This is a genomic window from Escherichia sp. KTE52, from assembly GCF_000408325.1.
Lineage (GTDB): Bacteria > Pseudomonadota > Gammaproteobacteria > Enterobacterales > Enterobacteriaceae > Escherichia > Escherichia marmotae.
Genome location: NZ_KE138676.1, coordinates 57,214 through 81,123, shown reverse-complemented (window position 1 = coordinate 81,123; position 23,910 = coordinate 57,214). Strand labels below are relative to the sequence as shown.

Below are 23,910 nucleotides of genomic sequence, written 5' to 3'. Positions count from 1 at the left end.
TGACGGTTTTTATTGAAGTTAATCAAACTCCCCGCCTTGATAATTTCGCGCTCTTCGGCAGTCAGGTTCTCCATATAGAGTGTAATCTCCGTTACCGGCGCATCTTCATGGATCACGTAACCTTTGAACGTCGTACCGGGATTATCCAGCGCCGATTTAATGCCTGGAATATAAATGTAATCCCCCACGTCAAAGCTCGGCACTTCCACCATTTGCAGCGGTAACATCCCCCAGTTGATGACGTTAGAACGGTAACGTTTAGTCGCATATTCCTCAGCAATATTCGCCAGACCGCCAATTACACGCTGGCAGCTTGCCGCCTGTTCACGCGCAGAACCATCGCCTGGTTTGACCGCATAGACCATGCTGCCAATTTCAGTTTGCAGCGGATCAATATTTTCCTGACCAGCAATCTGCTTAATACGCGCAAACACCTCTGCCAGCTCGCTGATGTTCCCCGCCAGACGTTTATTTTCCAGCTCGGCAGTGGCTTTACTTCTGCCGACATAACCCGGATCGCGGCGTGACAAAGTAAACTCCGCCAGACCAATCGGATTTGAACGATACGAAGAGGTTTCACCGGAAGGAATCAATTCGTCGGTAGTGGTCACTTCGTCGAGGATCTTCGAACACACTTTAAGGACGATATTGTCAGTCAGCGCACCTAATTCTGGCCAGTCTTTGATGTTCGGCCCGTAGATCAGCGGTTGCTGAGTCGCCCCTTTCACAAAGCCCTGATAAACACGGTTTTTATACGGAGTTACATCGAAGGCGTACTCCGGCACGTTGCCCCAGCAGTCGAGTTCGCTGGCAGAAGTTAAGTACCCACCGTTTGCGGCAGTTGCGGCGATAGAACGAGCGTCCATCAACGCCACCGCTGACATTTGGCCATTGGCTGGCTTAGAGCCTTCACGGTTCGGGAAGTTACGCGTGGTGTGGCGAATACTCAAACCGTTGTTGATTGGCGTATCACCCGCGCCAAAACATGGGCCGCAGAATGCGGTTCTGATGATTGCGCCTGCGCCAATCAAATCCGCCACTACGCCTTTTTTGGCTAAATCCATAAACACCGGCTGTGATGACGGGTAAACCGCCAGCGAGAAAGTGTTGTTGCCACAAGATTGGCCGCGCAGCGCATTTGCTGCGGCGATGACGTTTTCATAGTTACCGCCAGAGCAACCCGCAATAATCCCCTGCTGCACTTTCAGGCGACCATTTTCCACTTTATCCAGCAGCGAGAGTTTGGCTTTACCATGCGCTACGCGTTCGGACTCAATTTCAATCTCACGCAGAATGTCAGTCAGATTCTGGTTCAGCGTGTCAATTTCATAGACGTTGCTCGGATGGAATGGCAGCGCAATCATTGGCTTGATGGCGCTTAAATCAACGCTAATACAGCCGTCGTAATAAGCCATTGGCTGTGGATTAAGCTGGCTGTAATCCTCACCGCGACCGTGCAGCGCCAGCCAGTTATGCACTTCGTCATCAGTTTGCCAGACGGAGCTTAAACAGGTGGTTTCAGTGGTCATCACGTCAACGCTGTTACGGAAATCGGTAGAGAGAGCCGCAACACCCGGCCCCACGAACTCCATCACTTTGTTTTTGACATAACCGTTTTTGAACACCGCGCCGATAATCGCCAGCGCCACATCCTGCGGCCCGACATAGGGGGCTGGTTTGCCGGTCAGATGTACCGCTACTACGCCCGGATAGTCGATATCCCAGGTGTCATTCAGCAGTTGCTTAACCAGCTCGCCGCCGCCTTCACCAACCGCCATCGTACCTAACGCACCGTAGCGGGTATGGCTGTCTGACCCGAGGATCATTTTTCCGCCGCCTGCCATCATCTCACGCATATATTGATGGATTACCGCAATGTGAGGAGGCACAAAAATACCGCCATAACGCTGAGCTGCCGATAAACCAAAAATATGGTCATCGCCATTAATAGTGCCACCCACTGCACACAATGAGTTATGGCAATTGGTCAGCACATACGGCAGCGGAAAACGCTCCATCCCGGAGGCTTTGGCGGTCTGAATAATCCCGACAAAGGTAATATCGTGTGAGGCCAATGAATCAAACTTAATTTTAAGTTTGTCCATATTTCCTGACGTATTATGGGAAGAGAGAATAGACCAGGAAATCGTGCCTTTTTTGGCTTCTTCTTTTTTTATTTCGCCAGTGAAATATTCTTCGGCAATTATTTCGTTATTACTGGCGAGAAACACGCCTTTTTCAGACAACTTGATCATCAGAGACTCCAGATATCTGCGCACCGTAAAGTGCGCAGAAAGATAATGAAGGGATATTTGAGAATATTTACAGCATGTTCCAGCCGATCAGCATATTCCACCACCATACACCGAGGGTGATATGTACCAGGAAAGTTAATATCGTCAGTACCGCACCGACCAACCACCAGGATTTAATATCGTTGTAACCCACGCCGAAGATGACCGGACCTGCCGCGCCGCCATAGTGAGTGACCATGCCGCCGTAGGAGTTGGAGAACAGCAGAGCCAACGCGGTTAACATTAACGGTGCACCGGAGACATTCGCCAGCATGGCAAATACCGGTAACATAGCTACGATATAGGCACTACCGGAAGCGAAGAAATAACGCACAATGATGCTAAGGAAAATAATCACGAAGAAGGCAACGTTACCGTGACCATCAAATGCCAGATTATTTTTAAAGACTTCGGCTAACCATTCAAAGAATTTTACTTTCGATAATAGTGAGCTTAAGCCGATAATACCGCCATACCAGATTAAGGTATTCCAGCCGCCTTTATTTTTAACCACGTCTTCCCAGGTCACAATACCCAGCAGCAGCATGGTCGCCATAACAACAATAGCCACGGTAGATTCATCAACCCCAAGAGTCTTACTGAAAATCCACCCCAGCAGCGCCAGCACAAATACACCGAGCAGCATTTTTTCGCGAATTTTCATCGGCCCCAGTTCAGAAAGACCCGCTTTGGCGATGGTTTTGTTATCCACTTTTTTGATTTCTGGTGGATACATGGTGTAAATCACCAGTGGAGTGACCAGCAGCATAATGATGCCAGGCAAACCGGCAGCCAGCGCCCACCCACCCCAGCTAATTTGCAGGTGCAGAATGTCGTTGATCATTTTCAGCGCCAGGATGTTCCCCGCCATTGCGGTAAAGAACATATAGCTGGTGGTTTTGGTGACCATGTAAATGGACATCATCAGGTAATGCCCAACACGACGCGGGCTTTTTTCCGGTTCAGAACCCAGAGCCACCGCCACGCTGTTGATAATCGGCAATACGATACCGCCAGCACGCGCGGTGTTAGACGGTGTTGCCGGAGCCAGTACCAGATCGAGGAATACGGTAACGTAACCCAGTCCCAGGGTAGTGCTACCAATTTTACCAATCAGCAGATAAGCGATACGTTTACCTAAGCCGGTGGTAACAAACGCGGCGCTTAAGGTGAACGCAGAGAATACCAGCCAGGTTGTACCGGAAGAGTATCCACTTAGTACGGCGGTGGTTTTGAACTCTCCACCAGATAAGTTACCCACCACCACCATCGAGGCAGCAACCGCAATTAACAGCACGACAGGTTCCGGGAAAGGCTTGATGACCAGCCCTACAATTGCTGCCAGATAAATACCAAAAAGCACCCACGCCAGTTCACTTAATCCTGCCGGGGCTGGCATAAAGCCAATAATACACGGGATCGCTAATATCAGAATTAGCTTCCATAATGATTTTTTATTCATTTAATATCCTGCACTTTCTGTATTATTAATACAGAATTCCTTTATTGATTGTCCTTATCACGACAAAGAAATTTTTCAGGGAAGATAAACTTCACCGGAAAATATTTTTCTGGTCGTCCGAATAACAGATGCACGTAACGTTGTGGCATCCTGACCTTCATTACTTAAATGAACGTCAAGCGCACCACTGGGGTGTTCAATATTGATATTGCCGTAACCCACTGAAGGAACAATTTGCCGGGTGACCGTGCCTTCCAGCGCACAGCTACTGGATATGGCAATAGCTCCGGTTATCGCCAGCGCGCGATGACAAGAATGCGGCATAAAATAACGTACATTAATCGCACCGCCTTTCTGCGCTGGGGAAATAAGCACGGGTTTAGGAATTACCATATTACTGACATCTCCTAACCCCATCGCTTTACCGGCTTGCAGACGGATAGATTCAACACGGGCTAATAATGCTTTATCAGCATCTAATTCCACAGGCAATTCATAGCCTGTTTTTCCAAGATATTCAGCAGGAATAATGACCACCGGCATGGCCATATCGATACAGGTCACCGGAACATCGTCAAAATAATCAATCGGTTTATCCGTCGGGAAAACTTTTCCAGTTTTCGTCCCTGCGGCATTCAGGAAAGTGAGCGCGACCGGTGCGGCAGTTCCTGGCACGCCGTCAATTCTGGCGCTACCTTCGTACTCGACGACACCATTTGGCGTTTGCACATCAGCTTCGATGAGTGTGTCAGTATTGACGTTGCGGATACGCACGCGAGTAACCGGTGACGTTGCAGTGATCAAACCATTTTCAATCGCGAATGCCCCAACGCCAGACAACATATTGCCGCAGTTAGGCGTAGTATCGACACGCTGCTCATGGACGATTACCTGTGCAAACAAATAATCGACATCAGCACGCGAATCGCTGGAACGGCTAATAATGGCGACTTTACTGGTCAGCGGATTACCGCCGCCGATACCGTCAATTTCCAGATCATTCCCGGAACCCATAATTGCCATCAATATTTTATCGCGCTGCGTTTGATCTTCGGGTAAATGTTCCGCTAACAGGAACGCCCCCCTCGAGGTTCCACCTCGCATCATCACGCAGGGTATTTTTTTCATAATAATGCCCTCAATTTAAAAACATAACTTATTGCGATATGGTCACATTAAGGGCAAAGCATCTCTAATGACTTTAGCTCAACGATTAATAACATTTTTTCATTAATTTAAGTAATTAAATTGCAGTTAAACTGTTTAACTGTAAATTACTAAAAAGCACAGGTTCCATTTTTCGGAGTAGTAATGAAGCATGAATTATCAAGTATGAAGGCGTTTGTCACGCTGGCAGAGTCCAGTTCATTTAACAACGCCGCTAAATTACTTAATATTACGCAACCTGCATTAACACGCAGAATAAAAAAGATGGAAGAGGATTTACATATCCAGCTCTTTGAGCGTACAACTCGCAAGGTTACTTTAACAAAAGCGGGAAAAATGCTGCTACCAGAGGCTCGGGGATTAATAAATAAATTTGATGAAACTCTTTTTAATATTCGTGGCATGAATGCCCATCATCGAGGAATGGTGACATTAGCGTGTATTCCAACCGCGGTGTTCTATTTTTTACCGCTGGCGATCGGCAAATTTAATGAGCTATATCCCAATATTAAAGTGCGGATTCTGGAACAAGGCACGAATAATTGCATGGAGTCGGTGCTATGTAACGAGTCTGACTTTGGCATAAACATGAACAACATCACAAATTCATCCATTGATTTTACCCCACTGGTCAACGAGCCGTTCGTGCTGGCCTGTCGGCGTGACCATCCATTAGCCAAAAAGCAGCTAGTGGAATGGCAGGAACTGGCGGGTTACAAAATGATTGGTGTACGCTCCTCCAGCGGCAACCGACTGCTGATTGAGCAAAAACTGGCCGACAAGCCCTGGAAGCTGGACTGGTTTTACGAAGTGCGTCATCTTTCGACGTCATTAGGACTGGTTGAGGCGGGGTTGGGGATTTCGGCGCTTCCTGGTCTGGCAATGCCCCATGCGCCCTATTCTTCTATCATCGGTATTCCGCTGGTGGAACCGGTTATTCGTCGGACATTGGGGATTATTCGCCGCAAAGATGCCGTACTTTCTCCAGCGGCAGAACGCTTTTTTGCCTTACTGATTAATTTGTGGACTGACGATAAAGACAATTTGTGGACCAATATCGTCGAACGCCAGAGACATGCGTTACAGGAGATGAGTTAATACACCCGGCGCAATAGATTCAGCGCCGGGTAAGTCAACGGTTAGTGTGCGTTCACCACTACCCACATTGGCCCCTGTCCGACCGCATAGCGACCTTTTTCATGCAGCAGCCCCTGCTCACCGACAATTTCGTACACTGAGATGTGGTGAGATTTTTGTCCGGCAGCAATCAGGTACTTGCCGCTGTGATCGACGTTAAAGCCGCGCGGCTGGGTTTCAGTTGGCTGGAAGCCCTCTTTACTTAACACACTGCCATCTTCCGAGACGCTGAAGACGGTAATCAGGCTGGCGGTACGGTCACAAGCATATAAATGTCGACCATCCGGAGTGATATGAATATCAGCCGCCCAACGGGTGTCGGAAAAGTTTTCCGGCATCATATCCAGGGTCTGTACACATTCGATATTGCCGTGCGGATCTTTCAGTTCCCAGACATCAACTGAGCTGTTTAATTCATTGACACAATAAGCATATTGTTCGTTTGGATGGAACACCATATGACGTGGACCGGCACCTTCGACGGTAGTCACTTCTGCCGGATCCTGCGCCACCAGATGACCGTCATCGCTGACCGTAAACAGGCAAATACGATCCTGCTTTAATGCCGGAACCCACAGCGTGCGGTTATCCGGCGAAATATTGGCGGAATGGCAGCCGTCCAGTCCCTCAACCACATCGACCACGCCCACTGGCAGGCCATCTTCCAGACGCGTTACGCTTACATTGCCTGCGTTGTAAGAGCCGACAAAAACAAATTGTCCCTGATGATCGGTGGAAATATGGGTCGGGCTACCCGGCAACGCCGACTCTGCGGCGAATGTCAGTGCGCCATCGTCTGGTGCAATGCGATACGCCAGTACGCGAAACTCCGGACGAACGCCAACATAGAGATAACGCTTATCCGGGCTGACCACCATCGGCTGCACCTGTCCCGGGACATCAACAACCTGTGTCAGCGTCAGTGCGCCTTCATGATCCAGGTTCCAGACGTGAATTTGCTGACTCTCAGGGCTGGCGATATAAACGGTTTGCTTCATGAATGCTCCTTTGCATTTAGCAACTGACTGTAACAGCTAAAATTAGTCGCTTTTGGCGGTGAATGCTGAATTAAAGCGCAGAATTTTGTCCGATAGTGGTATCGGTGTACCATTCACTTAGACGAAAATTCTTAACCTTAATCTGGAAAACGCCATGACCACACGCGTGATTGCTCTCGACTTAGACGGCACCTTATTGACCCCGAAAAAGACCCTACTTCCTTCATCAATAGAAGCACTTGCCCGCGCTCGCGAGGCTGGCTATCAATTGATTATCGTCACGGGTCGCCATCACGTCGCTATCCACCCTTTTTATCAGGCACTGGCGCTGGATACACCTGCTATTTGCTGTAATGGCACCTATTTGTATGATTATCATGCAAAAACTGTGTTGGAAGCTGACCCAATGCCCGTCAACAAGGCCTTGCAACTCATTGAGATGTTGAATGAACACCACATTCACGGTCTGATGTATGTGGATGATGCGATGGTTTATGAGCACCCGACCGGGCATGTTATTCGTACCTCTAACTGGGCACAGACACTGCCACCGGAACAACGTCCGACTTTTACCCAGGTCGCCTCACTGGCCGAGACGGCACAAGAAGTTAATGCGGTGTGGAAATTCGCTCTGACGCACGATGATCTGCCGCAATTGCAGCATTTTGGTAAACATGTTGAACACGAGTTGGGGTTGGAGTGTGAATGGTCCTGGCACGATCAGGTTGATATTGCGCGCGGCGGTAATAGTAAAGGCAAACGTCTGACGAAATGGATTGAAGCACAAGGCTGGTCAATGGAAAACGTGATTGCATTTGGCGATAACTTTAATGATATCAGTATGCTGGAAGCTGCTGGCACAGGTGTGGCAATGGGCAATGCTGATGACGCGGTAAAAGCTCGCGCCAACATTGTGATTGGTGACAATACCACTGACAGCATTGCCCAGTTCATTTATAGCCACCTGATTTAATCAGGCAGTTATCGACACACTTTTAATTTGCGCGTACAGCCACAGACCCGGTCTGATTGCCAGTTCGTCCCTGGCCCACGGGCTAATACGCGCCCACAGCGTTTTACCGCCGACTTCCAGTTCGACTTCCACCTGACCATTATCGTCATAACTGTTGACCACTTTTGCGCGCAACACGTTGCGGATGCTGGTTTGCTGCGGTGGTTGTAAAACCAGAGAGACATCGGATGCCTGAATGCGAATACGTAGCGCGGCTTGCAGCGGTTCGTCCAGCTTATTAACCCACAAATGCTGATCGCCCAGCGCCAGCGCGGTCATCGCATAATGCGGGTGATGCTCCAGTACCGTCACTTTCAGAATGCTGCTTTGTTGCTCTTTCGGCAGCCACGGATTCATCACGCTACTGCCCCAGACGTCTTCCAGTGCACCAAAGGCTTTCACCTGACCGTTTTCCAGCACCATAACCCGGTCTGCCAGATGAAGGATCTCATCCAGTGAATGGCTGACATAGAGCATTGGAATGTTGATTTCCCGCGTCAAACGTTGCAAATAAGGCAACAGTTCGCGTTTACGCGGAATATCCAGCGACGCCAGCGGTTCATCCAGTAACAGTAATTCCGGAGCCGTCAGCAAGGCCCGACCAATCGCCACGCGCTGTTTTTCGCCCCCGGAAAGACTGCCCGGTAAGCGGTCAAGCAAGGGTTCAATACCTAAAAGCGCCACCAGTTTGTCGAACTGATCTACCATGCTTTTCGCCATGCCATAGCGCAGATTGCCACGCACTTTGTAATGCGGAAACAGCCGCGCATCCTGAAAAACATAGCCAACGCGACGCTTTTCCGGCGTCAGGCAGATACCTTTTTCGGCATCATTTAATACCCGACCATTGAGGACAATTCGCCCTTTTTGCGGACGAGTCAGCCCACTGATAGCGTTAATTAGCGAGGTTTTTCCCGCACCGGAAACACCAAAGATAGCGGTGATGCCATTAGCTGGCAGCTTTTCATTAATGGTCAGGCAATGGTTGCCCAAAGTCTGGGAAAAATTCAATTCCAGCATGATTAACGCCCCGCCCGTTCACGACTGATTCTGGCCAGCCATTCCGAGATCAGCAGGGAGATCATCGCCAGCGCAATAGAGATAATACAAAGTCTTGCCGCGCCGCTTTCGCCGCCAGGAGTCTGGATCAGGGTATACATGGCAGAAGGAATGGTCCGCGTTTCGCCAGGAATGTTCGAAACAAAGGTGATGGTGGCGCCAAATTCACCGAGCGAACGTGCGAAAGCCAGTACCGTACCGACGATAATTCCCGGCAACGTCAGCGGTAAGGTAATAGTAAAGAAAACGCGCCAACGCCCGGCCCCCAGCGTTCTTGCGGCCTGTTCCAGTTTGACATCAACCCCTTCCAGCGCCAGACGAATCGCCCGCACCATCAGTGGAAAAGACATGACTGCGGCAGCGAGGACTGCGCCACGCCAGCTAAACGCGAAGGTAATGCCAAACCAGTCATACAGACGTTCACCGATAAATCCGCGCCGCCCCATCGAAACTAACAGCAAGTAACCGACGACCACTGGCGGTAACACCAGAGGTAGATGCAGTACACTGTCGAGCAGAGCTTTGCCCGGAAACGTGCAGCGCACCAGTAACCAGGCAAAAAAGATCCCAAACGGCAGGCTAAACAGCACAGCCAGGGAAGAAACTTTCAGGCTTAATAAAACTGCCTGCCATTCTGGATCGGTCAGTATCATTACTTAGTTGTAAATCCGTAACGTTTAAAGATTTCCGCTGCCTGCGGTCCCTTCAGATAATCGTAAAATGCTTTCACTGTCGCATTGTTATGCCCTTCCACGACAGCAACCGGATATTCCACTTTTTTATGCGAATCTTCCGGGAAGGTAGCAACCACTTTTACCCCTTTGCTGGCAACCGCGTCAGAACCGTAAACAATGCCCAGCGGTGCTTCATTGCGTTCAACCAGCGCCAGTGCCCCGCGAACATCTTCTGCCGGAGCCAGTTTCGGGGAGAGGGTATCCCATGCGCCCAGTTTTTGCAGAGCTTCTTTCGCATAAATGCCAGCCGGAACATGTTCCGGATCACCAACAGCCAGGCGACCGCCATTCAGTAAAGTGGTCCAGTTAGTTTTGCTATCGATGGTGAACTCTTTCTGCTCGCTGGATTTCGGTGCTACAACGACCAGGCTATTGCCGAGCAATGTCTGACGCGTGGCGGTATCAATCCCTTTTTTATCAATTGCATAATCCATCCATTTCTGATCGGCAGAAATAAACAGATCCGCTGGTGCGCCAGCTTCAATCTGACGAGCTAAGGTAGAAGAAGAGGCAAAAGAAGAAACGACATCCACGCCCTTCTCTTTTTTATACTGTGTGGCGATATCCTGCATCGCGTTGGTCAGTGATGCTGCAGCAAAAACCGTGATTTTCCCTTCATCCGCCAACGCGTTGCCAGCAACGGTGAAAGAGAGCGCCGCCCCGGCAAACAGGTTTAACCATTTACGAGCCATTTGTAACCCCTTTATTTAACGTTATGTAGGCGTCAATATAACGGCAAGTTCAGAATTTTCCCAGCAGTTATTGTTAACCTTTGAGAGGTAGTTAGAAAAAATATCGGCAGGAAAAGCAGGAAGTTGAGGAAAAAGAAAATGCCCGACCGAGCGGGCATTCATGGAATCAATGATTTTGTCCGGGCTGGTCTTTTTTACCAACACCAGAAAAGATGTTGAATACTTCACCAAGACCGTAAATCAGACCCAGGATGATGGCCATCACAACAGGTACCATGATTACGGCGAATACCAGACTTTTTAATAACTCTAACATGGTCAACTCCAGATATAGTCCTGTCATTATTCTAACCGCTAAGCACAGAAAAGCACTCCCCTTTTGTGCGGTCAGCTTTGCGTGGCGCTCATTTTCCGTCACAATAAGACTTTTGCCAGGACATTGTTATGCAGGCCGAAATCCTTCTCACTCTTAAGCTTCAACAAAAGCTCTTTGCCGACCCACGCCGCATTTCGCTACTAAAGCACATCGCGCTTTCCGGTTCCATCAGCCAGGGGGCAAAAGATGCCGGTATCAGCTATAAAAGCGCCTGGGATGCCATTAACGAGATGAATCAGTTAAGTGAGCATACGCTGGTTGAGCGTGCAACGGGTGGAAAAGGCGGCGGCGGTGCGGTACTGACCCGCTATGGTCAGCGGCTGATTCAGCTTTACGATCTTCTCGCCCAGATCCAGCAAAAAGCCTTTGATGTGTTAAGTGACGATGACGCCCTGCCGCTGAACAGCCTGCTGGCAGCTATCTCACGTTTCTCACTGCAAACCAGCGCCCGTAACCAATGGTTCGGCACCATCACCGCACGCGATCATGATGACGTTCAACAGCATGTTGATGTCTTACTGGCCGACGGCAAAACACGGTTAAAAGTCGCAATTACCGCGCAAAGTGGCGCGCGTCTGGGGCTGGATGAAGGCAAAGAAGTGTTGATTCTGCTGAAAGCGCCGTGGGTGAACATTACCCAGGATGACACGGTGGCCCAGGGTGCCGACAACCAATTACCGGGTATTATTAGTCATATTGAGCGCGGCGCGGAACAGTGCGAAGTATTAATGGCGTTACCAGACGGGCAAACCCTGTGCGCCACGGTGCCGGTAAATGAAGCCGCATCTCTTAAGCAAGGGCAAAATGTCACGGCTTACTTTAACGCCGACAGTGTGATTATCGCCACGCTGTGTTAAGCGTGTTGACAATTTGTTATGAAACACGTATCCCTGTCAGTAATCGCTGCACAAAATGGGATACAAAATGTCATCGTTGCAAATTTTGCAAGGCACGTTTCGTCTTAGCGACACAAAAACGCTGCAATTGCATCAGCTAAATTTAAACGCGGGTGATAGTTGGGCGTTTGTCGGTTCTAACGGTAGCGGGAAGTCGGCGCTGGCTCGCGCGCTGGCAGGTGAACTTCCGCTATTGAAAGGCGAACGGCAAAGCCAGTTTTCCCACATCACTCGTCTCTCCTTCGAGCAATTGCAAAAGCTCGTCAGCGATGAATGGCTGCGTAATAACACCGATATGCTCAGCCCTGGCGAAGATGACACCGGGCGCACCACGGCAGAGATCATTCAGGATGAAGTTAAGGATACTCAGCGTTGCGCTCAACTGGCGCAACAGTTCAGCATTACCGCTCTCCTCGACCGACGTTTTAAATATCTTTCTACTGGCGAAACGCGCAAAACCCTTTTGTGTCAGGCGCTGATGTCGGAGCCTGACTTGCTGATTTTAGATGAACCGTTCGATGGTCTTGATGTTGCCTCACGTCAGCAACTGGCAGAACTACTCGCTTCGTTACATCAGTCAGGGATTACTCTGGTATTGGTACTCAATCGCTTCGATGAGATCCCGGAATTTGTCCAGTTTGCCGGTGTGCTGGCGGATTGCACATTAACGGAAACTGGCGCTAAAGAGGAACTGCTCCGGCAGGCTCTCGTCGCCCAACTGGCACACAGTGAGCGGCTTGATGGCGTGCATCTACCAGAGCCGGATGAGCCTTCAGCACGTCACACCTTACCCGCCAGCGAACCACGAATTGTACTAAATAACGGCGTGGTTTCTTATAACGATCGCCCTATTCTTAACAACCTTAGCTGGCAGGTGAATCCTGGCGAACACTGGCAAATTGTCGGGCCAAATGGCGCGGGAAAATCGACGTTATTAAGCCTGATTACTGGCGATCATCCGCAAGGTTACAGCAACGATTTGACGCTTTTCGGACGGCGTCGCGGCAGCGGTGAAACCATCTGGGATATCAAAAAGCATATCGGTTACGTCAGCAGTAGTTTGCATCTGGATTACCGCGTCAGTACTACCGTGCGCAACGTGATCCTTTCTGGTTATTTTGATTCCATTGGCATTTATCAGGCCGTTTCAGATCGCCAGAAAAAACTGGTGCAACAGTGGCTGGATATTCTCGGCATTGATAAACGCACCGCTGACGCGCCCTTCCATAGTCTTTCCTGGGGACAGCAGCGTCTGGCGTTAATCGTGCGGGCGTTGGTGAAGCATCCTACATTGCTTATTCTCGATGAACCTTTACAAGGGCTTGACCCGCTGAATCGCCAGCTTATCCGCCGTTTTGTGGATATACTGATTAGCGAAGGTGAAACGCAGTTGTTGTTTGTTTCGCACCACGCTGAAGATGCACCAGCCTGTATTACCCATCGGCTGGAGTTCGTGCCGGATGGCGACCTCTATCGCTATGCGCTGACAAAAATAAGCTAAGTCTGTAATGCTGACTGTGCCGGATGCGGCGTAAACACCTAATCCGGCCTACGGTTAGACACATCCAGGCATGAAAACACCTCTTTTTTCAGATAAAAGACGCAATCATTCACCAACTCTCTGTTTTATAATCGCTTAATCGCACATAAAAGATGGCTAAATTCTTGTGTAAACGATTCCACTAATTTATTCCATGTCACACTTTTCGCATCTTTGTTATGCTATGGTTATTTCATATCATAAGCCTGATGGAGCGAATTATGAGAGTTCTGGTTACCGGTGGTAGCGGTTACATTGGAAGTCATACCTGTGTGCAATTACTGCAAAACGGTCATGATGTCATCATTCTTGATAACCTCTGTAACAGTAAGCGCAGTGTACTGCCTGTTATCGAGCGTTTAGGCGGCAAACATCCGACATTTGTTGAAGGCGATATTCGCAACGAAGCGTTGATGACCGAGATCCTGCACGATCACGCTATCGATACCGTGATCCACTTCGCCGGGCTGAAAGCCGTTGGCGAGTCGGTACAAAAACCGCTGGAATATTACGATAACAACGTCAATGGCACCCTGCGTCTGATTAGCGCCATGCGCGCCGCGAACGTCAAAAACTTTATCTTCAGCTCCTCCGCCACCGTCTATGGCGATCAACCCAAAATTCCTTACGTTGAGAGCTTCCCGACCGGCACACCGCAAAGCCCTTACGGCAAAAGCAAGCTGATGGTGGAACAGATCCTTACCGACCTGCAAAAAGCCCAGCCGGACTGGAGCATTGCTCTGCTGCGCTACTTCAACCCGGTTGGTGCGCATCCGTCGGGCGATATGGGCGAAGATCCGCAAGGTATTCCGAATAACCTGATGCCATATATCGCCCAGGTTGCTGTAGGCCGTCGCGACTCTCTGGCTATTTTTGGTAACGATTATCCGACCGAAGATGGCACTGGTGTTCGCGATTACATCCACGTAATGGATCTGGCGGACGGTCACGTCGTGGCGATGGAAAAACTGGCGAACAAGCCAGGCGTACACATCTACAACCTCGGTGCAGGCGTAGGCAGCAGCGTGCTGGACGTGGTTAATGCCTTCAGTAAAGCCTGCGGCAAGCCGGTTAACTATCATTTTGCACCGCGTCGTGCGGGCGACCTCCCGGCCTACTGGGCGGATGCCAGCAAAGCCGACCGCGAACTGAACTGGCGCGTAACGCGCACACTCGATGAAATGGCGCAGGACACCTGGCACTGGCAGTCACGCCATCCACAGGGATATCCCGATTAAGGAACGACCATGACGCAATTTAATCCCGTTGATCATCCACATCGCCGCTATAACCCGCTCACCGGGCAATGGATTCTGGTTTCACCGCATCGCGCAAAGCGCCCCTGGCAGGGGGCGCAGGAAACGCCAGCTAAACAGGTGTTGCCTGCGCACGATCCTGATTGCTTCCTCTGCGCAGGTAATGTGCGGGTTACAGGCGATAAAAACCCCGATTACACCGGGACTTACGTTTTCACCAATGACTTTGCGGCATTGATGTCTGACACGCCAGATGCACCAGAAAGCAACGATCCGCTGATGCGTTGCCAGAGCGCACGTGGCACCAGCCGGGTGATCTGCTTTTCACCGGATCACAGTAAAACGCTGCCAGAGTTAAGCGTTGCCGCGTTGACGGAAATCGTCAAAACCTGGCAGGAACAAACCGCAGAGCTGGGAAAAACGTACCCGTGGGTGCAGGTGTTTGAAAACAAAGGGGCGGCAATGGGCTGCTCGAACCCGCATCCGCACGGACAGATTTGGGCAAATAGCTTCCTGCCTAACGAAGCTGAGCGCGAAGACCGCCTGCAAAAAGAATATTTCGCCCAACAGAAATCCCCCATGCTGGTGGATTATGTCCAGCGTGAACTGGCTGATGGTAGCCGTACCGTTGTTGAAACCGAACACTGGTTAGCCGTGGTGCCTTACTGGGCTGCCTGGCCGTTCGAAACGTTGCTGCTGCCCAAAGCCCATGTTCTGCGGATCACCGATTTGACCGACGCCCAGCGCAGCGATCTGGCACTGGCGTTGAAAAAGCTGACCAGTCGTTATGACAATCTTTTCCAGTGCTCCTTCCCTTACTCGATGGGCTGGCACGGTGCGCCGTTTAATGGCGAAGAGAACCAACACTGGCAGTTGCACGCGCACTTTTATCCACCTCTGTTACGCTCTGCCACCGTGCGTAAATTTATGGTCGGTTATGAAATGCTGGCAGAAACCCAGCGAGACCTGACAGCAGAACAGGCAGCAGAGCGTTTGCGTGCAGTCAGCGATATCCATTTTCGCGAATCCGGAGTGTAAGAAATGAGTCTGAAAGAAAAAACACAATCTCTGTTTGCCAACGCATTTGGCTACCCTGCCACTCATACCATTCAGGCGCCTGGCCGCGTGAATCTAATTGGCGAACACACCGACTACAACGATGGTTTTGTTCTGCCCTGCGCGATTGATTATCAAACGGTAATTAGCTGTGCGCCGCGTGATGATCGCAAAGTACGCGTTATGGCTGCCGATTATGAAAATCAGATTGACGAGTTTTCCCTTGATGCGCCCATTGTCGCGCATGACAGCTACCAATGGGCCAACTATGTCCGTGGCGTGGTGAAACATCTGCAACTGCGCAATAACAGCTTTGGTGGCGTGGACATGGTGATCAGCGGCAACGTGCCGCAGGGTGCCGGGTTAAGTTCTTCCGCTTCGCTGGAAGTCGCAGTCGGTACTGTATTGCAACAGCTTTACCATCTGCCGCTGGACGGCGCACAAATCGCGCTTAACGGTCAGGAAGCTGAAAACCAGTTTGTGGGCTGTAACTGCGGGATCATGGATCAGTTGATTTCCGCTCTGGGCAAGAAAGATCATGCATTATTGCTCGACTGCCGCTCACTGGGGACTAAAGCTGTTTCCATGCCGAAAGGTGTGGCGGTGGTGATTATCAACAGTAACTTCAAACGCACTCTGGTCGGCAGCGAATACAACACCCGCCGTGAACAGTGTGAAACCGGTGCGCGTTTCTTCCAACAGCCAGCCCTGCGCGATGTCACCATTGAAGAGTTCAACGCCGTAGCGCATGAACTGGATCCGATCGTCGCAAAACGCGTGCGTCACGTTCTGACCGAAAACGCCCGTACCGTTGAAGCTGCCAGCGCGCTGGAGCAAGGTGACCTGAAACGTATGGGTGAGTTGATGGCGGAGTCTCATGCCTCTATGCGCGATGACTTCGAAATCACCGTACCGCAAATTGACACCCTGGTAGAAATCGTAAAAGCAGTGATTGGCGACAAAGGGGGCGTGCGCATGACCGGTGGTGGGTTTGGCGGCTGTATTGTTGCGCTGATCCCGGAAGAACTGGTGCCTGCAGTACAGCACGCTGTTGCTGAACAATATGAAGCAAAAACAGGCATTAAAGAGACTTTTTACGTGTGTAAACCATCACAAGGAGCAGGACAGTGCTGAATGAAACTCCCGCACTGGCACCCGATGGTCAGCCGTACCGACTGTTAACTTTGCGTAACAACGCAGGGATGGTAGTCACGCTGATGGACTGGGGTGCAACTTTACTTTCCGCCCGTATTCCGCTTTCCGATGGCAGCGTCCGCGAGGCGCTGCTCGGCTGTGCCAGCCCGGAATGCTATCAGGATCAGGCCGCATTTCTGGGGGCCTCTATTGGTCGCTATGCCAACCGTATCGCCAATAGCCGTTATACCTTTGACGACGAAACTGTCACGCTGTTGCCAAGTCAGGGTGTCAACCAGCTACACGGCGGCCCGGAAGGATTCGATAAACGTCGCTGGCAGATTGTAAATCAGAACGATCGTCAGGTGCTGTTTGCCCTGACTTCAGAAGATGGCGATCAGGGCTTTCCGGGTAATCTCGGCGCGACGGTGCAGTATCGTCTGACCGATGATAACCGTATCTCTATCACCTATCGCGCCACGGTTGATAAACCTTGCCCGGTGAATATGACTAACCACGTCTATTTCAACCTCGACGGTGAACAGTCTGACGTGCGTAATCACAAGCTGCAGATTCTGGCTGACGAATATCTGCCGGTAGATGAAAGCGGTATTCCGCACGACGGACTGAAATCTGTTGCCGGTACGTCTTTTGATTTCCGCAGCGCCAAAATCATCGCCAGTGAGTTTCTTGCCGACGAAGATCAGCGCAAAGTGAAAGGTTACGATCACGCGTTCTTGTTGCAGGCCAAAGGCGATGGCAAGAAAGTGGCAGCGCATGTCTGGTCAGCAGATGAGAAATTGCAGCTTAAGGTCTACACCACCGCTCCGGCTTTGCAATTTTACTCCGGCAACTTCCTTGGTGGCACACCCTCACGGGGAACAGAACCTTACGCCGACTGGCAAGGCCTGGCGCTGGAAAGCGAGTTTTTGCCGGACAGCCCGAACCATCCTGAATGGCCGCAGCCGGACTGTTTCTTACGCCCAGGCGAAGAGTATTCCAGCCTGACGGAATATCAGTTTATTGCACAGTGACTTCAAGCCCTCAATATGAGGGCTTTCTCATCGTATCGTTCATCTTGCCAGCAAATGAAGACATATTTGCAACTCAATATTCACAACAACCTTACACTGCGACACTATTTTCGCTATGGTTATGCGTAAGCATTGCTGTTGTTATCCCACGGCAATATAATGAGAATTATTATCATTAAATAATGATTTGAGGAGTAAGTATATGGCTGTAACTAAGCTGGTTCTGGTTCGTCATGGCGAAAGCCAGTGGAATAAAGAAAACCGTTTCACCGGTTGGTACGACGTGGATCTGTCTGAGAAAGGCGTAAGCGAAGCAAAAGCAGCAGGCAAGCTGCTGAAAGAGGAAGGTTACAGCTTTGACTTTGCTTACACCTCTGTGCTGAAGCGCGCTATCCATACTCTGTGGAATGTGCTGGACGAACTGGATCAGGCATGGCTGCCCGTTGAGAAATCCTGGAAATTGAACGAACGTCACTACGGTGCGTTGCAGGGTCTGAACAAAGCGGAAACCGCTGAAAAATATGGCGACGAGCAGGTGAAACAGTGGCGTCGTGGTTTTGCGGTAACTCCGCCGGAACTGACTAAAGATGATGAGCGTTATCCGGGCCACGATCCGCGTTACGCTAAACTGAGCGAAAAAGAGCTGCCGCTGACGGAAAGCCTGGCGCTGACCATTGACCGCGTGATCCCTTACTGGAATGAAACCATTCTGCCACGCATGAAGAGCGGTGAGCGCGTGATCATCGCGGCACATGGTAACTCCCTGCGTGCGCTGGTGAAATATCTCGATAACATGAGTGAAGAAGAGATCCTTGAGCTGAATATCCCGACTGGCGTACCGCTGGTGTATGAGTTTGACGAAAACTTCAAACCTCTGAAACGTTATTACCTGGGTAATGCTGACGAGATCGCGGCGAAAGCAGCGGCCGTTGCGAACCAGGGTAAAGCAAAGTAAGCATAATCCGTTGAAAAAATGAGAAAGCCGACTGCAAGTGAGTCGGCTTTTTTTGTTTTTGCACAAGGCGTACGTAACTGACAACGGAGCACATTGCCTGATGCGACGCTACGCGTCTTATCAGGCCTACAAACGTACAGTCATGGCGATTCGCAGGTCGGGACTATAAACCTTATCCGCGACGTGCTTTTACGGCGTTCGCCAGTTGACGTAACAGAGAGTCGGTATCTTCCCAGCCAATGCAGGCATCGGTGATGCTCTTGCCATAGGCCAGCGGCTCACCGCTTTCCAGACTCTGGTTCCCTTCAACCAGGTGACTTTCCACCATCACGCCAATAATGGCATTTTCACCACCGGCAATCTGCTGGCAAACGTCAGCGCAAACTTCCATCTGCTTTTTGAATTGTTTGGACGAATTTGCATGGCTGAAATCAATCATAACCTGCGCCGGTAAACCCGCTTTTTTCAGCCCTTCTTTCACTTCAGCAACGTGTTTCGCACTGTAGTTAGGCTCTTTACCGCCGCGCAGAATGATATGGCAATCGCCGTTACCGCTGGTATTCACAATTGCCGAATGACCCCATTTGGTCACTGACAGGAAGCAGTGTGGCGCACCAGCAGCATTAATGGCATCAATAGCCACTTTAATCGTGCCATCGGTGCCATTTTTGAATCCTACCGGGCAAGAAAGACCAGACGCCAGTTCACGGTGAACCTGCGATTCGGTTGTACGTGCGCCAATTGCGCCCCAACTCATCAGGTCGGCCAGATACTGCGGGGTGATCATATCGAGAAACTCACCTGCTGCTGGCAGGCCACTATCGTTAATGTCGAGCAGCAATTTACGAGCAATGCGCAAACCGTCGTTGATCTGGAAGCTGTTATCCATATGCGGATCGTTGATCAACCCTTTCCAACCCACTGTCGTACGCGGCTTTTCAAAATAGACACGCATGACGATTTCCAGCTCGTCTTTCAGCTCTTCACGCAGCGCCAGCAAGCGGGTTGCATACTCTTTAGCGGCTACAGGATCATGAATTGAACAAGGGCCAATCACGACTAACAGGCGATCATCATTACCTTTCAGGATCTTGTGGATCGCTTTACGGGCATGGGCAACCGTATTCGCGGCATTTTCGGTAGCGGGGAATTTTTCCAGCAGTGCGACAGGCGGAAGTAACTCTTTGATTTCTTTGATGCGTAAATCGTCGTTCTGATAATTCATGTCTGTTCCAGTGTTGCCATACTTAATTTAGTGAATGCAATAGTTCCAATCTATATCTTCCGTCAGAATGTGTAAACGGGGTTTTACACTATGAACGGAATAATCCTGGAATTAGCAAGAAAAACGCCAGATTGTCGCGAAAAACGAGATCTCACCTACAATTTCTAACTGTAACTTCTTTGTTTATTAATTTTTTCAAGATTCTCTGCTGGATTTATTCTTCTGGCTGAAATCTTAAACCATTGCCTGACAATCACCTGCAAATGCACTGTTGGAAGAGGTTATCCGACATAACGACCATAACAGGAGCATCGTATGAAAATGACAAAACTGGCCACTCTATTTCTGACTGCCACTCTTAGTCTTGCCAGCGGAGCTGCACTGGCTGCCGATAGCGGCGCACAAACTAATAACGGCCAGGCAAACGCTGCGGCTGATGCGGGCCAGGTTGCCCCAGATGCCCGTGAAAATGTCGCGCCAAATAACGTCGATAATAGCGGGGTTAATAGCAACTCGGGCGGCACCATGCTGCACCCGAACGGTTCATCAATGGATAATGATGGCATGACCAAAGATGAAGAGCACAAAAATACGATGTGCAAAGATGGTCGCTGTCCGGACATCAATAAAAAAGTCCAAACCGGTGATGGCATCAACAATGATGTCGATACCAAAACCGACGGTACAACACAGTAATCCTGCAATAAAGCCAATACAGGGAGAGCGGAGTCTCTCCCTTTTAATTTTTCCCTTCTAAAAGCAGTATGATGTCATAAAGTTAAGTGAGATTAATTAAGGGATGACTCGTCATGGCGCACTCACACACTTCCGCACATCTGCCAGAAGATAATAATGCTCGTCGCTTGTTATATGCTTTCGGCGTTACCGCCGGTTTTATGCTGGTTGAAGTTATTGGCGGCTTTCTTTCCGGTTCTCTGGCATTGCTGGCTGATGCGGGTCATATGCTGACCGATACTGCCGCCCTGCTTTTCGCCCTACTTGCCGTTCAATTTTCCCGTCGTCCCCCCACCATTCGCCATACTTTCGGCTGGCTTCGATTGACCACCCTCGCGGCGTTTGTAAATGCCATCGCCCTGGTGGTGATTACTATTTTGATTGTCTGGGAGGCGATAGAACGCTTCCGCACGCCACGTCCGGTTGAAGGCGGTATGATGATGACTATTGCCGTGGCTGGATTGCTGGCGAATGTGCTTTCTTTCTGGTTGCTGCATCGTGGCAGTGAAGAGAAAAATCTCAATGTACGCGCGGCAGCATTGCATGTCCTGGGGGATCTGCTGGGTTCTGTCGGCGCTATCATCGCGGCGTTGATTATTATCTGGACCGGCTGGACGCCTGCTGACCCTATTCTTTCCATTCTCGTTTCACTTCTGGTTCTGCGCAGTGCCTGGCGATTATTGAAAGACAGCGTGAATGAATTACTTGAAGGTGCGCCGGTTTCGCTGGATATCGCTGAACTGAAGCGCCGCATGTGCCGGGAAATCCCGGAAGTGCGCAATGTGCATCATGTACACGTGTGGATGGTGGGCGAGAAGCCAGTAATGACGCTGCATGTGCAGGTGATCCCGCCACACGATCACGACGCATTGTTGGACAAGATCCAACACTATCTGATGGACAACTATCAGATTGAGCACGCCACGATTCAGATGGAATATCAGCCTTGTCATGGGCCGGATTGCCACCTTAATCAAGGGGTTTCCGGCCATTCACATCATCACCATTAATGAGACAGCGCGCGTGAACCTCTTTCGCGTGCGCTGTTTATCCACATCCGGCTGCCGTTCAGGGCAATAAAGGTCAGGATCAGATACTCCAGCGACATGGCATAAACCCCCTGCAAGGCGAAAATCACCACGCTGATCACGTTAATAATGACCCACAGTAACCAGTTTTCGACGTATTTACGTGTCATCAGGATCATTGCCACGATGGAGAGTACCATCATGCAGGAATCCCAGAATGGGAAGGCGTCTGGTTGCAATTCTGGCATAGCCACTTGTAGACCCAACGCTTGCATAATCATTACCGCCACGCGGGTCAGGAACGCAAATACCGGGTTGATAAATACCGTCATCAGACCAATGGCAACGACGCAAACAACCAACCAGGTTAATGCCTTCGGCAGTGGCAGCCAGCGAATTTTCAACTCGGCTTCATGCTGACTGGTTTGTCGCGACCAGGCATACCAGCCATAAATGTTAGCGGCAAAGAAAAATACCTGCAGCAGTAAGCTAGCATACAATTGAATCTGAAAGAAAATAATGCCAAACAAGGTAACGTTGATCAGACCAAAAAAGTAGTTGCTGATCTTCTCCAGGCTGGCAAGAGCAATACACAGTAACCCAGCGATCGTCCCTACCGCTTCGATCCATGAGAGATCGTAACCGCCAGCACCGATCGGTATATGAACCAGAATGTTCTGTGTGCTAAAAAAATCCATCTTTCCTCCAATGCGTAGCATGATGCCTTATTGTCAGCTATCCACGTAGTGTAGCCGCAAAATCCAGCATACGGTTGAGCGGCACCAGCGCCCTCTCTCGCAGCTTTTCATCAACATGAACCTCGTGTTTGCTTCCTCCCTGTTCTAATGCCTCTGCGATGGCCTGGAGGCCATTCATGGCCATCCACGGGCAATGCGCACAGCTACGGCAGGTTGCACCCTCGCCAGCGGTTGGCGCTTCCAGTAGCTCCTTGTCAGGCACCGCTTGCTGCATTTTGTAGAAGATCCCCCGATCCGTCGCCACAATAAGCCGTTGATGCGGCAATGTTTTCGCAGCATTGATCAACTGACTTGTGGAACCGACCGCATCGGCCATATCGACAATGGCCTGGGGTGACTCCGGATGTACCAGTATGGCAGCGTCAGGGTATTGTTTTTGTAAGCGGGTTAACGCCTGAGTCTTAAACTCATCATGAACGATGCAGGCACCTTGCCAGCATAAGATGTCTGCGCCCGTCTGTTTTTGCACGTAACGCCCCAAATGTTTGTCTGGTGCCCAGATGATTTTTTCCCCCAAACTATCCAGATGATCAATAAGTTCGACGGCAATGCTTGAAGTCACCACCCAATCTGCACGCGCTTTTACCGCAGCAGACGTGTTAGCGTAGACGACGACAGTACGATCGGGATGGGCATCACAAAATGCGTTAAATTCTTCAATGGGGCACCCGAGATCCAGTGAACATTCGGCCTTAAGTGTGGGCATCAGAATTGTTTTTTCCGGGCTGAGGATTTTGGCGGTTTCTCCCATAAATCTCACCCCAGCAACTAACAGCGTAGAAGCAGGATGCTTTGCACCAAAGCGCGCCATTTCCAGCGAATCGGAAATGCAGCCGCCGGTTTCCTCCGCCAGTTGTTGGATTTCAGGGTCGGTGTAGTAGTGGGCGACCATAACCGCATTATGTTCTTTCAGCAGGTGTTTTATTTTCTCGCGGTAATACGCTTTTTCATCAATGCTTAACGGCGTCGGCTTTGCTGGGAAAGGATAAATCGCTGCTTCAGGATCAAACATCACGCTCATCTTGCTATCTCGTTTTGCAGACTTAACATTTAAACCGATATGAAGCGTGATATCGCTATTACCGATTTCATTTGTTTTATATGCTAAACAAGATAACCGAATGGCAGGGAAAAGTCACAAGAATTACGTACGTGATATTGGATGCAACGCTTTGCGCTTATCCGACCTACATAAGGTTATTCACTCATCAAGCGTGGGAACTTACGAATTAAAATCGAGGGATATTAAGATAGCAAAAAGGCACCTTTAGGGTGCCTTTTCACATTGGTGGGTCGTGCAGGATTCGAACCTGCGACCAATTGATTAAAAGTCAACTGCTCTACCAACTGAGCTAACGACCC

At 50.1% G+C, this 23,910-nt stretch carries 22 protein-coding genes and 1 tRNA gene; 11 read left to right on the top strand and 12 right to left on the bottom strand.

Annotation, left to right across the window (positions count from 1 at the left end):
• From A1SC_RS20630 to A1SC_RS20640, 3 genes are all read right to left on the bottom strand, one after another.
• Window positions 1–2,255, bottom strand: a 2,255-nt coding sequence (locus A1SC_RS20630; protein WP_016261828.1) for a hydratase, incomplete at its 3' end; no start/stop codon positions are given.
• Between the two features lie 67 nt (window positions 2,256–2,322).
• On the bottom strand, window positions 2,323–3,756 hold the full coding sequence (locus A1SC_RS20635; RefSeq protein ID WP_001036492.1) for an anion permease: 1,434 nt from the start codon (window positions 3,754–3,756) through the stop codon (window positions 2,323–2,325).
• Window positions 3,757–3,831: 75 nt separating this feature from the next.
• Window positions 3,832–4,884 (bottom strand): 4-oxalomesaconate tautomerase, encoded by a 1,053-nt coding sequence (locus tag A1SC_RS20640; RefSeq protein WP_001516020.1) that lies wholly within the window; start codon window positions 4,882–4,884, stop codon window positions 3,832–3,834.
• 183 nt (window positions 4,885–5,067) lie between these two features.
• On the opposite strand from A1SC_RS20640, the gene A1SC_RS20645 reads away from it, so the two are divergent.
• Window positions 5,068–6,021, top strand: coding sequence for a LysR family transcriptional regulator (locus tag A1SC_RS20645; RefSeq protein WP_001516019.1), 954 nt, complete (start codon window positions 5,068–5,070; stop codon window positions 6,019–6,021).
• Window positions 6,022–6,062: 41 nt separating this feature from the next.
• Here the strand turns inward: A1SC_RS20645 and pgl are convergent, their stop codons facing one another.
• Window positions 6,063–7,058, bottom strand: coding sequence for a 6-phosphogluconolactonase (gene pgl / locus A1SC_RS20650; protein WP_016248496.1), 996 nt, complete (start codon window positions 7,056–7,058; stop codon window positions 6,063–6,065).
• Between the two features lie 154 nt (window positions 7,059–7,212).
• Here pgl and ybhA point away from each other — a divergent pair, with 154 nt between their 5' ends.
• Window positions 7,213–8,031: a bifunctional pyridoxal phosphate/fructose-1,6-bisphosphate phosphatase gene (ybhA, locus tag A1SC_RS20655; protein WP_000213424.1), complete on the top strand. Its 819-nt coding sequence runs from the start codon at window positions 7,213–7,215 to the stop codon at window positions 8,029–8,031.
• Here ybhA and modC read toward each other — a convergent pair whose 3' ends face one another.
• The 4 genes from modC to acrZ all read right to left on the bottom strand — a co-directional run bounded on the left by modC (window position 8,032) and on the right by acrZ (window position 10,871).
• A complete protein-coding gene (gene modC / locus A1SC_RS20660; RefSeq protein ID WP_000891658.1) occupies window positions 8,032–9,090 on the bottom strand; it encodes a molybdenum ABC transporter ATP-binding protein ModC in 1,059 nt (352 codons plus the stop codon).
• A 2-nt stretch (window positions 9,091–9,092) separates the two neighbouring features.
• Window positions 9,093–9,782, bottom strand: a complete 690-nt coding sequence (gene modB, locus A1SC_RS20665) for a molybdate ABC transporter permease subunit (protein ID WP_000604034.1) — start codon at window positions 9,780–9,782, stop codon at window positions 9,093–9,095.
• Window positions 9,782–10,555, bottom strand: coding sequence for a molybdate ABC transporter substrate-binding protein (gene modA / locus A1SC_RS20670; RefSeq protein WP_000113007.1), 774 nt, complete (start codon window positions 10,553–10,555; stop codon window positions 9,782–9,784). The genes modB and modA overlap by 1 nt, the downstream gene beginning before the upstream one ends.
• 166 nt (window positions 10,556–10,721) lie before the next feature.
• Window positions 10,722–10,871, bottom strand: a complete 150-nt coding sequence (acrZ, locus tag A1SC_RS20675) for a multidrug efflux pump accessory protein AcrZ (RefSeq protein WP_000891515.1) — start codon at window positions 10,869–10,871, stop codon at window positions 10,722–10,724.
• A gap of 128 nt (window positions 10,872–10,999) precedes the next feature.
• Here acrZ and modE point away from each other — a divergent pair, with 128 nt between their 5' ends.
• From modE to gpmA, 7 genes are all read left to right on the top strand, one after another.
• Complete coding sequence (modE, locus tag A1SC_RS20680) at window positions 11,000–11,788, top strand: molybdenum-dependent transcriptional regulator (protein ID WP_001147452.1); 789 nt, start codon at window positions 11,000–11,002, stop codon at window positions 11,786–11,788.
• 67 nt (window positions 11,789–11,855) lie between these two features.
• A complete protein-coding gene (gene modF, locus A1SC_RS20685; protein ID WP_000096852.1) occupies window positions 11,856–13,328 on the top strand; it encodes a molybdate ABC transporter ATP-binding protein ModF in 1,473 nt (490 codons plus the stop codon).
• Window positions 13,329–13,588: 260 nt separating this feature from the next.
• Window positions 13,589–14,605: a UDP-glucose 4-epimerase GalE gene (galE, locus tag A1SC_RS20690; RefSeq protein WP_001265440.1), complete on the top strand. Its 1,017-nt coding sequence runs from the start codon at window positions 13,589–13,591 to the stop codon at window positions 14,603–14,605.
• A gap of 9 nt (window positions 14,606–14,614) precedes the next feature.
• Window positions 14,615–15,661 (top strand): galactose-1-phosphate uridylyltransferase, encoded by a 1,047-nt coding sequence (gene galT, locus A1SC_RS20695; RefSeq protein WP_000191515.1) that lies wholly within the window; start codon window positions 14,615–14,617, stop codon window positions 15,659–15,661.
• Between the two features lie 3 nt (window positions 15,662–15,664).
• Window positions 15,665–16,813 carry a galactokinase gene (galK, locus tag A1SC_RS20700; RefSeq protein ID WP_000053403.1) on the top strand — a complete coding sequence of 383 codons (1,149 nt, stop codon included), beginning with the start codon at window positions 15,665–15,667 and terminating at the stop codon, window positions 16,811–16,813.
• Window positions 16,807–17,847 carry a galactose-1-epimerase gene (gene galM, locus A1SC_RS20705; RefSeq protein ID WP_016261827.1) on the top strand — a complete coding sequence of 347 codons (1,041 nt, stop codon included), beginning with the start codon at window positions 16,807–16,809 and terminating at the stop codon, window positions 17,845–17,847. The genes galK and galM overlap by 7 nt, the downstream gene beginning before the upstream one ends.
• A gap of 202 nt (window positions 17,848–18,049) precedes the next feature.
• On the top strand, window positions 18,050–18,802 hold the full coding sequence (gene gpmA / locus A1SC_RS20710) for a 2,3-diphosphoglycerate-dependent phosphoglycerate mutase (protein WP_001295305.1): 753 nt from the start codon (window positions 18,050–18,052) through the stop codon (window positions 18,800–18,802).
• A 172-nt stretch (window positions 18,803–18,974) separates the two neighbouring features.
• Here the strand turns inward: gpmA and aroG are convergent, their stop codons facing one another.
• Window positions 18,975–20,027 (bottom strand): 3-deoxy-7-phosphoheptulonate synthase AroG, encoded by a 1,053-nt coding sequence (aroG, locus tag A1SC_RS20715; RefSeq protein WP_001109190.1) that lies wholly within the window; start codon window positions 20,025–20,027, stop codon window positions 18,975–18,977.
• Window positions 20,028–20,342: 315 nt separating this feature from the next.
• Between aroG and A1SC_RS20720 the strand changes: the two genes are divergently transcribed.
• Window positions 20,343–20,723: a YbgS-like family protein gene (locus A1SC_RS20720; RefSeq protein ID WP_000784357.1), complete on the top strand. Its 381-nt coding sequence runs from the start codon at window positions 20,343–20,345 to the stop codon at window positions 20,721–20,723.
• 113 nt (window positions 20,724–20,836) lie between these two features.
• The gene (gene zitB, locus A1SC_RS20725; RefSeq protein ID WP_016261826.1) at window positions 20,837–21,772 is read left to right on the top strand and encodes a CDF family zinc transporter ZitB; all 936 of its coding nucleotides are present in this window, start codon (window positions 20,837–20,839) and stop codon (window positions 21,770–21,772) included.
• Here the strand turns inward: zitB and pnuC are convergent.
• The 3 genes from pnuC to A1SC_RS20740 form a co-directional block, all read right to left on the bottom strand.
• Entirely contained in the window at window positions 21,769–22,488 is a 720-nt protein-coding gene (gene pnuC, locus A1SC_RS20730) for a nicotinamide riboside transporter PnuC (RefSeq protein ID WP_016261825.1), read from the bottom strand. The genes zitB and pnuC overlap by 4 nt on opposite strands.
• A gap of 37 nt (window positions 22,489–22,525) precedes the next feature.
• Window positions 22,526–23,569 carry a quinolinate synthase NadA gene (gene nadA, locus A1SC_RS20735; protein ID WP_016248492.1) on the bottom strand — a complete coding sequence of 348 codons (1,044 nt, stop codon included), beginning with the start codon at window positions 23,567–23,569 and terminating at the stop codon, window positions 22,526–22,528.
• 265 nt (window positions 23,570–23,834) lie between these two features.
• Window positions 23,835–23,910 (bottom strand) — tRNA-Lys (locus tag A1SC_RS20740).

What these genes read in the sequence shown, in the direction of transcription:
- nadA (WP_016248492.1), bottom strand. Translation starts at nt 23,569, where the DNA reads ATGAGCGTGATGTTTGATCCTGAAGCAGCGATTTATCCTTTCCCAGCA.
- gpmA (WP_001295305.1), top strand. Translation starts at nt 18,050, where the DNA reads ATGGCTGTAACTAAGCTGGTTCTGGTTCGTCATGGCGAAAGCCAGTGG.
- modE (WP_001147452.1), top strand. Translation starts at nt 11,000, where the DNA reads ATGCAGGCCGAAATCCTTCTCACTCTTAAGCTTCAACAAAAGCTCTTT.
- A1SC_RS20640 (WP_001516020.1), bottom strand. Translation starts at nt 4,884, where the DNA reads ATGAAAAAAATACCCTGCGTGATGATGCGAGGTGGAACCTCGAGGGGG.
- modA (WP_000113007.1), bottom strand. Translation starts at nt 10,555, where the DNA reads ATGGCTCGTAAATGGTTAAACCTGTTTGCCGGGGCGGCGCTCTCTTTC.
- pnuC (WP_016261825.1), bottom strand. Translation starts at nt 22,488, where the DNA reads ATGGATTTTTTTAGCACACAGAACATTCTGGTTCATATACCGATCGGT.
- ybhA (WP_000213424.1), top strand. Translation starts at nt 7,213, where the DNA reads ATGACCACACGCGTGATTGCTCTCGACTTAGACGGCACCTTATTGACC.
- A1SC_RS20635 (WP_001036492.1), bottom strand. Translation starts at nt 3,756, where the DNA reads ATGAATAAAAAATCATTATGGAAGCTAATTCTGATATTAGCGATCCCG.
- zitB (WP_016261826.1), top strand. Translation starts at nt 20,837, where the DNA reads ATGGCGCACTCACACACTTCCGCACATCTGCCAGAAGATAATAATGCT.
- aroG (WP_001109190.1), bottom strand. Translation starts at nt 20,027, where the DNA reads ATGAATTATCAGAACGACGATTTACGCATCAAAGAAATCAAAGAGTTA.
- modC (WP_000891658.1), bottom strand. Translation starts at nt 9,090, where the DNA reads ATGCTGGAATTGAATTTTTCCCAGACTTTGGGCAACCATTGCCTGACC.
- galE (WP_001265440.1), top strand. Translation starts at nt 13,589, where the DNA reads ATGAGAGTTCTGGTTACCGGTGGTAGCGGTTACATTGGAAGTCATACC.
- acrZ (WP_000891515.1), bottom strand. Translation starts at nt 10,871, where the DNA reads ATGTTAGAGTTATTAAAAAGTCTGGTATTCGCCGTAATCATGGTACCT.
- pgl (WP_016248496.1), bottom strand. Translation starts at nt 7,058, where the DNA reads ATGAAGCAAACCGTTTATATCGCCAGCCCTGAGAGTCAGCAAATTCAC.
- galK (WP_000053403.1), top strand. Translation starts at nt 15,665, where the DNA reads ATGAGTCTGAAAGAAAAAACACAATCTCTGTTTGCCAACGCATTTGGC.
- A1SC_RS20645 (WP_001516019.1), top strand. Translation starts at nt 5,068, where the DNA reads ATGAAGCATGAATTATCAAGTATGAAGGCGTTTGTCACGCTGGCAGAG.
- galT (WP_000191515.1), top strand. Translation starts at nt 14,615, where the DNA reads ATGACGCAATTTAATCCCGTTGATCATCCACATCGCCGCTATAACCCG.
- A1SC_RS20720 (WP_000784357.1), top strand. Translation starts at nt 20,343, where the DNA reads ATGAAAATGACAAAACTGGCCACTCTATTTCTGACTGCCACTCTTAGT.
- modB (WP_000604034.1), bottom strand. Translation starts at nt 9,782, where the DNA reads ATGATACTGACCGATCCAGAATGGCAGGCAGTTTTATTAAGCCTGAAA.
- modF (WP_000096852.1), top strand. Translation starts at nt 11,856, where the DNA reads ATGTCATCGTTGCAAATTTTGCAAGGCACGTTTCGTCTTAGCGACACA.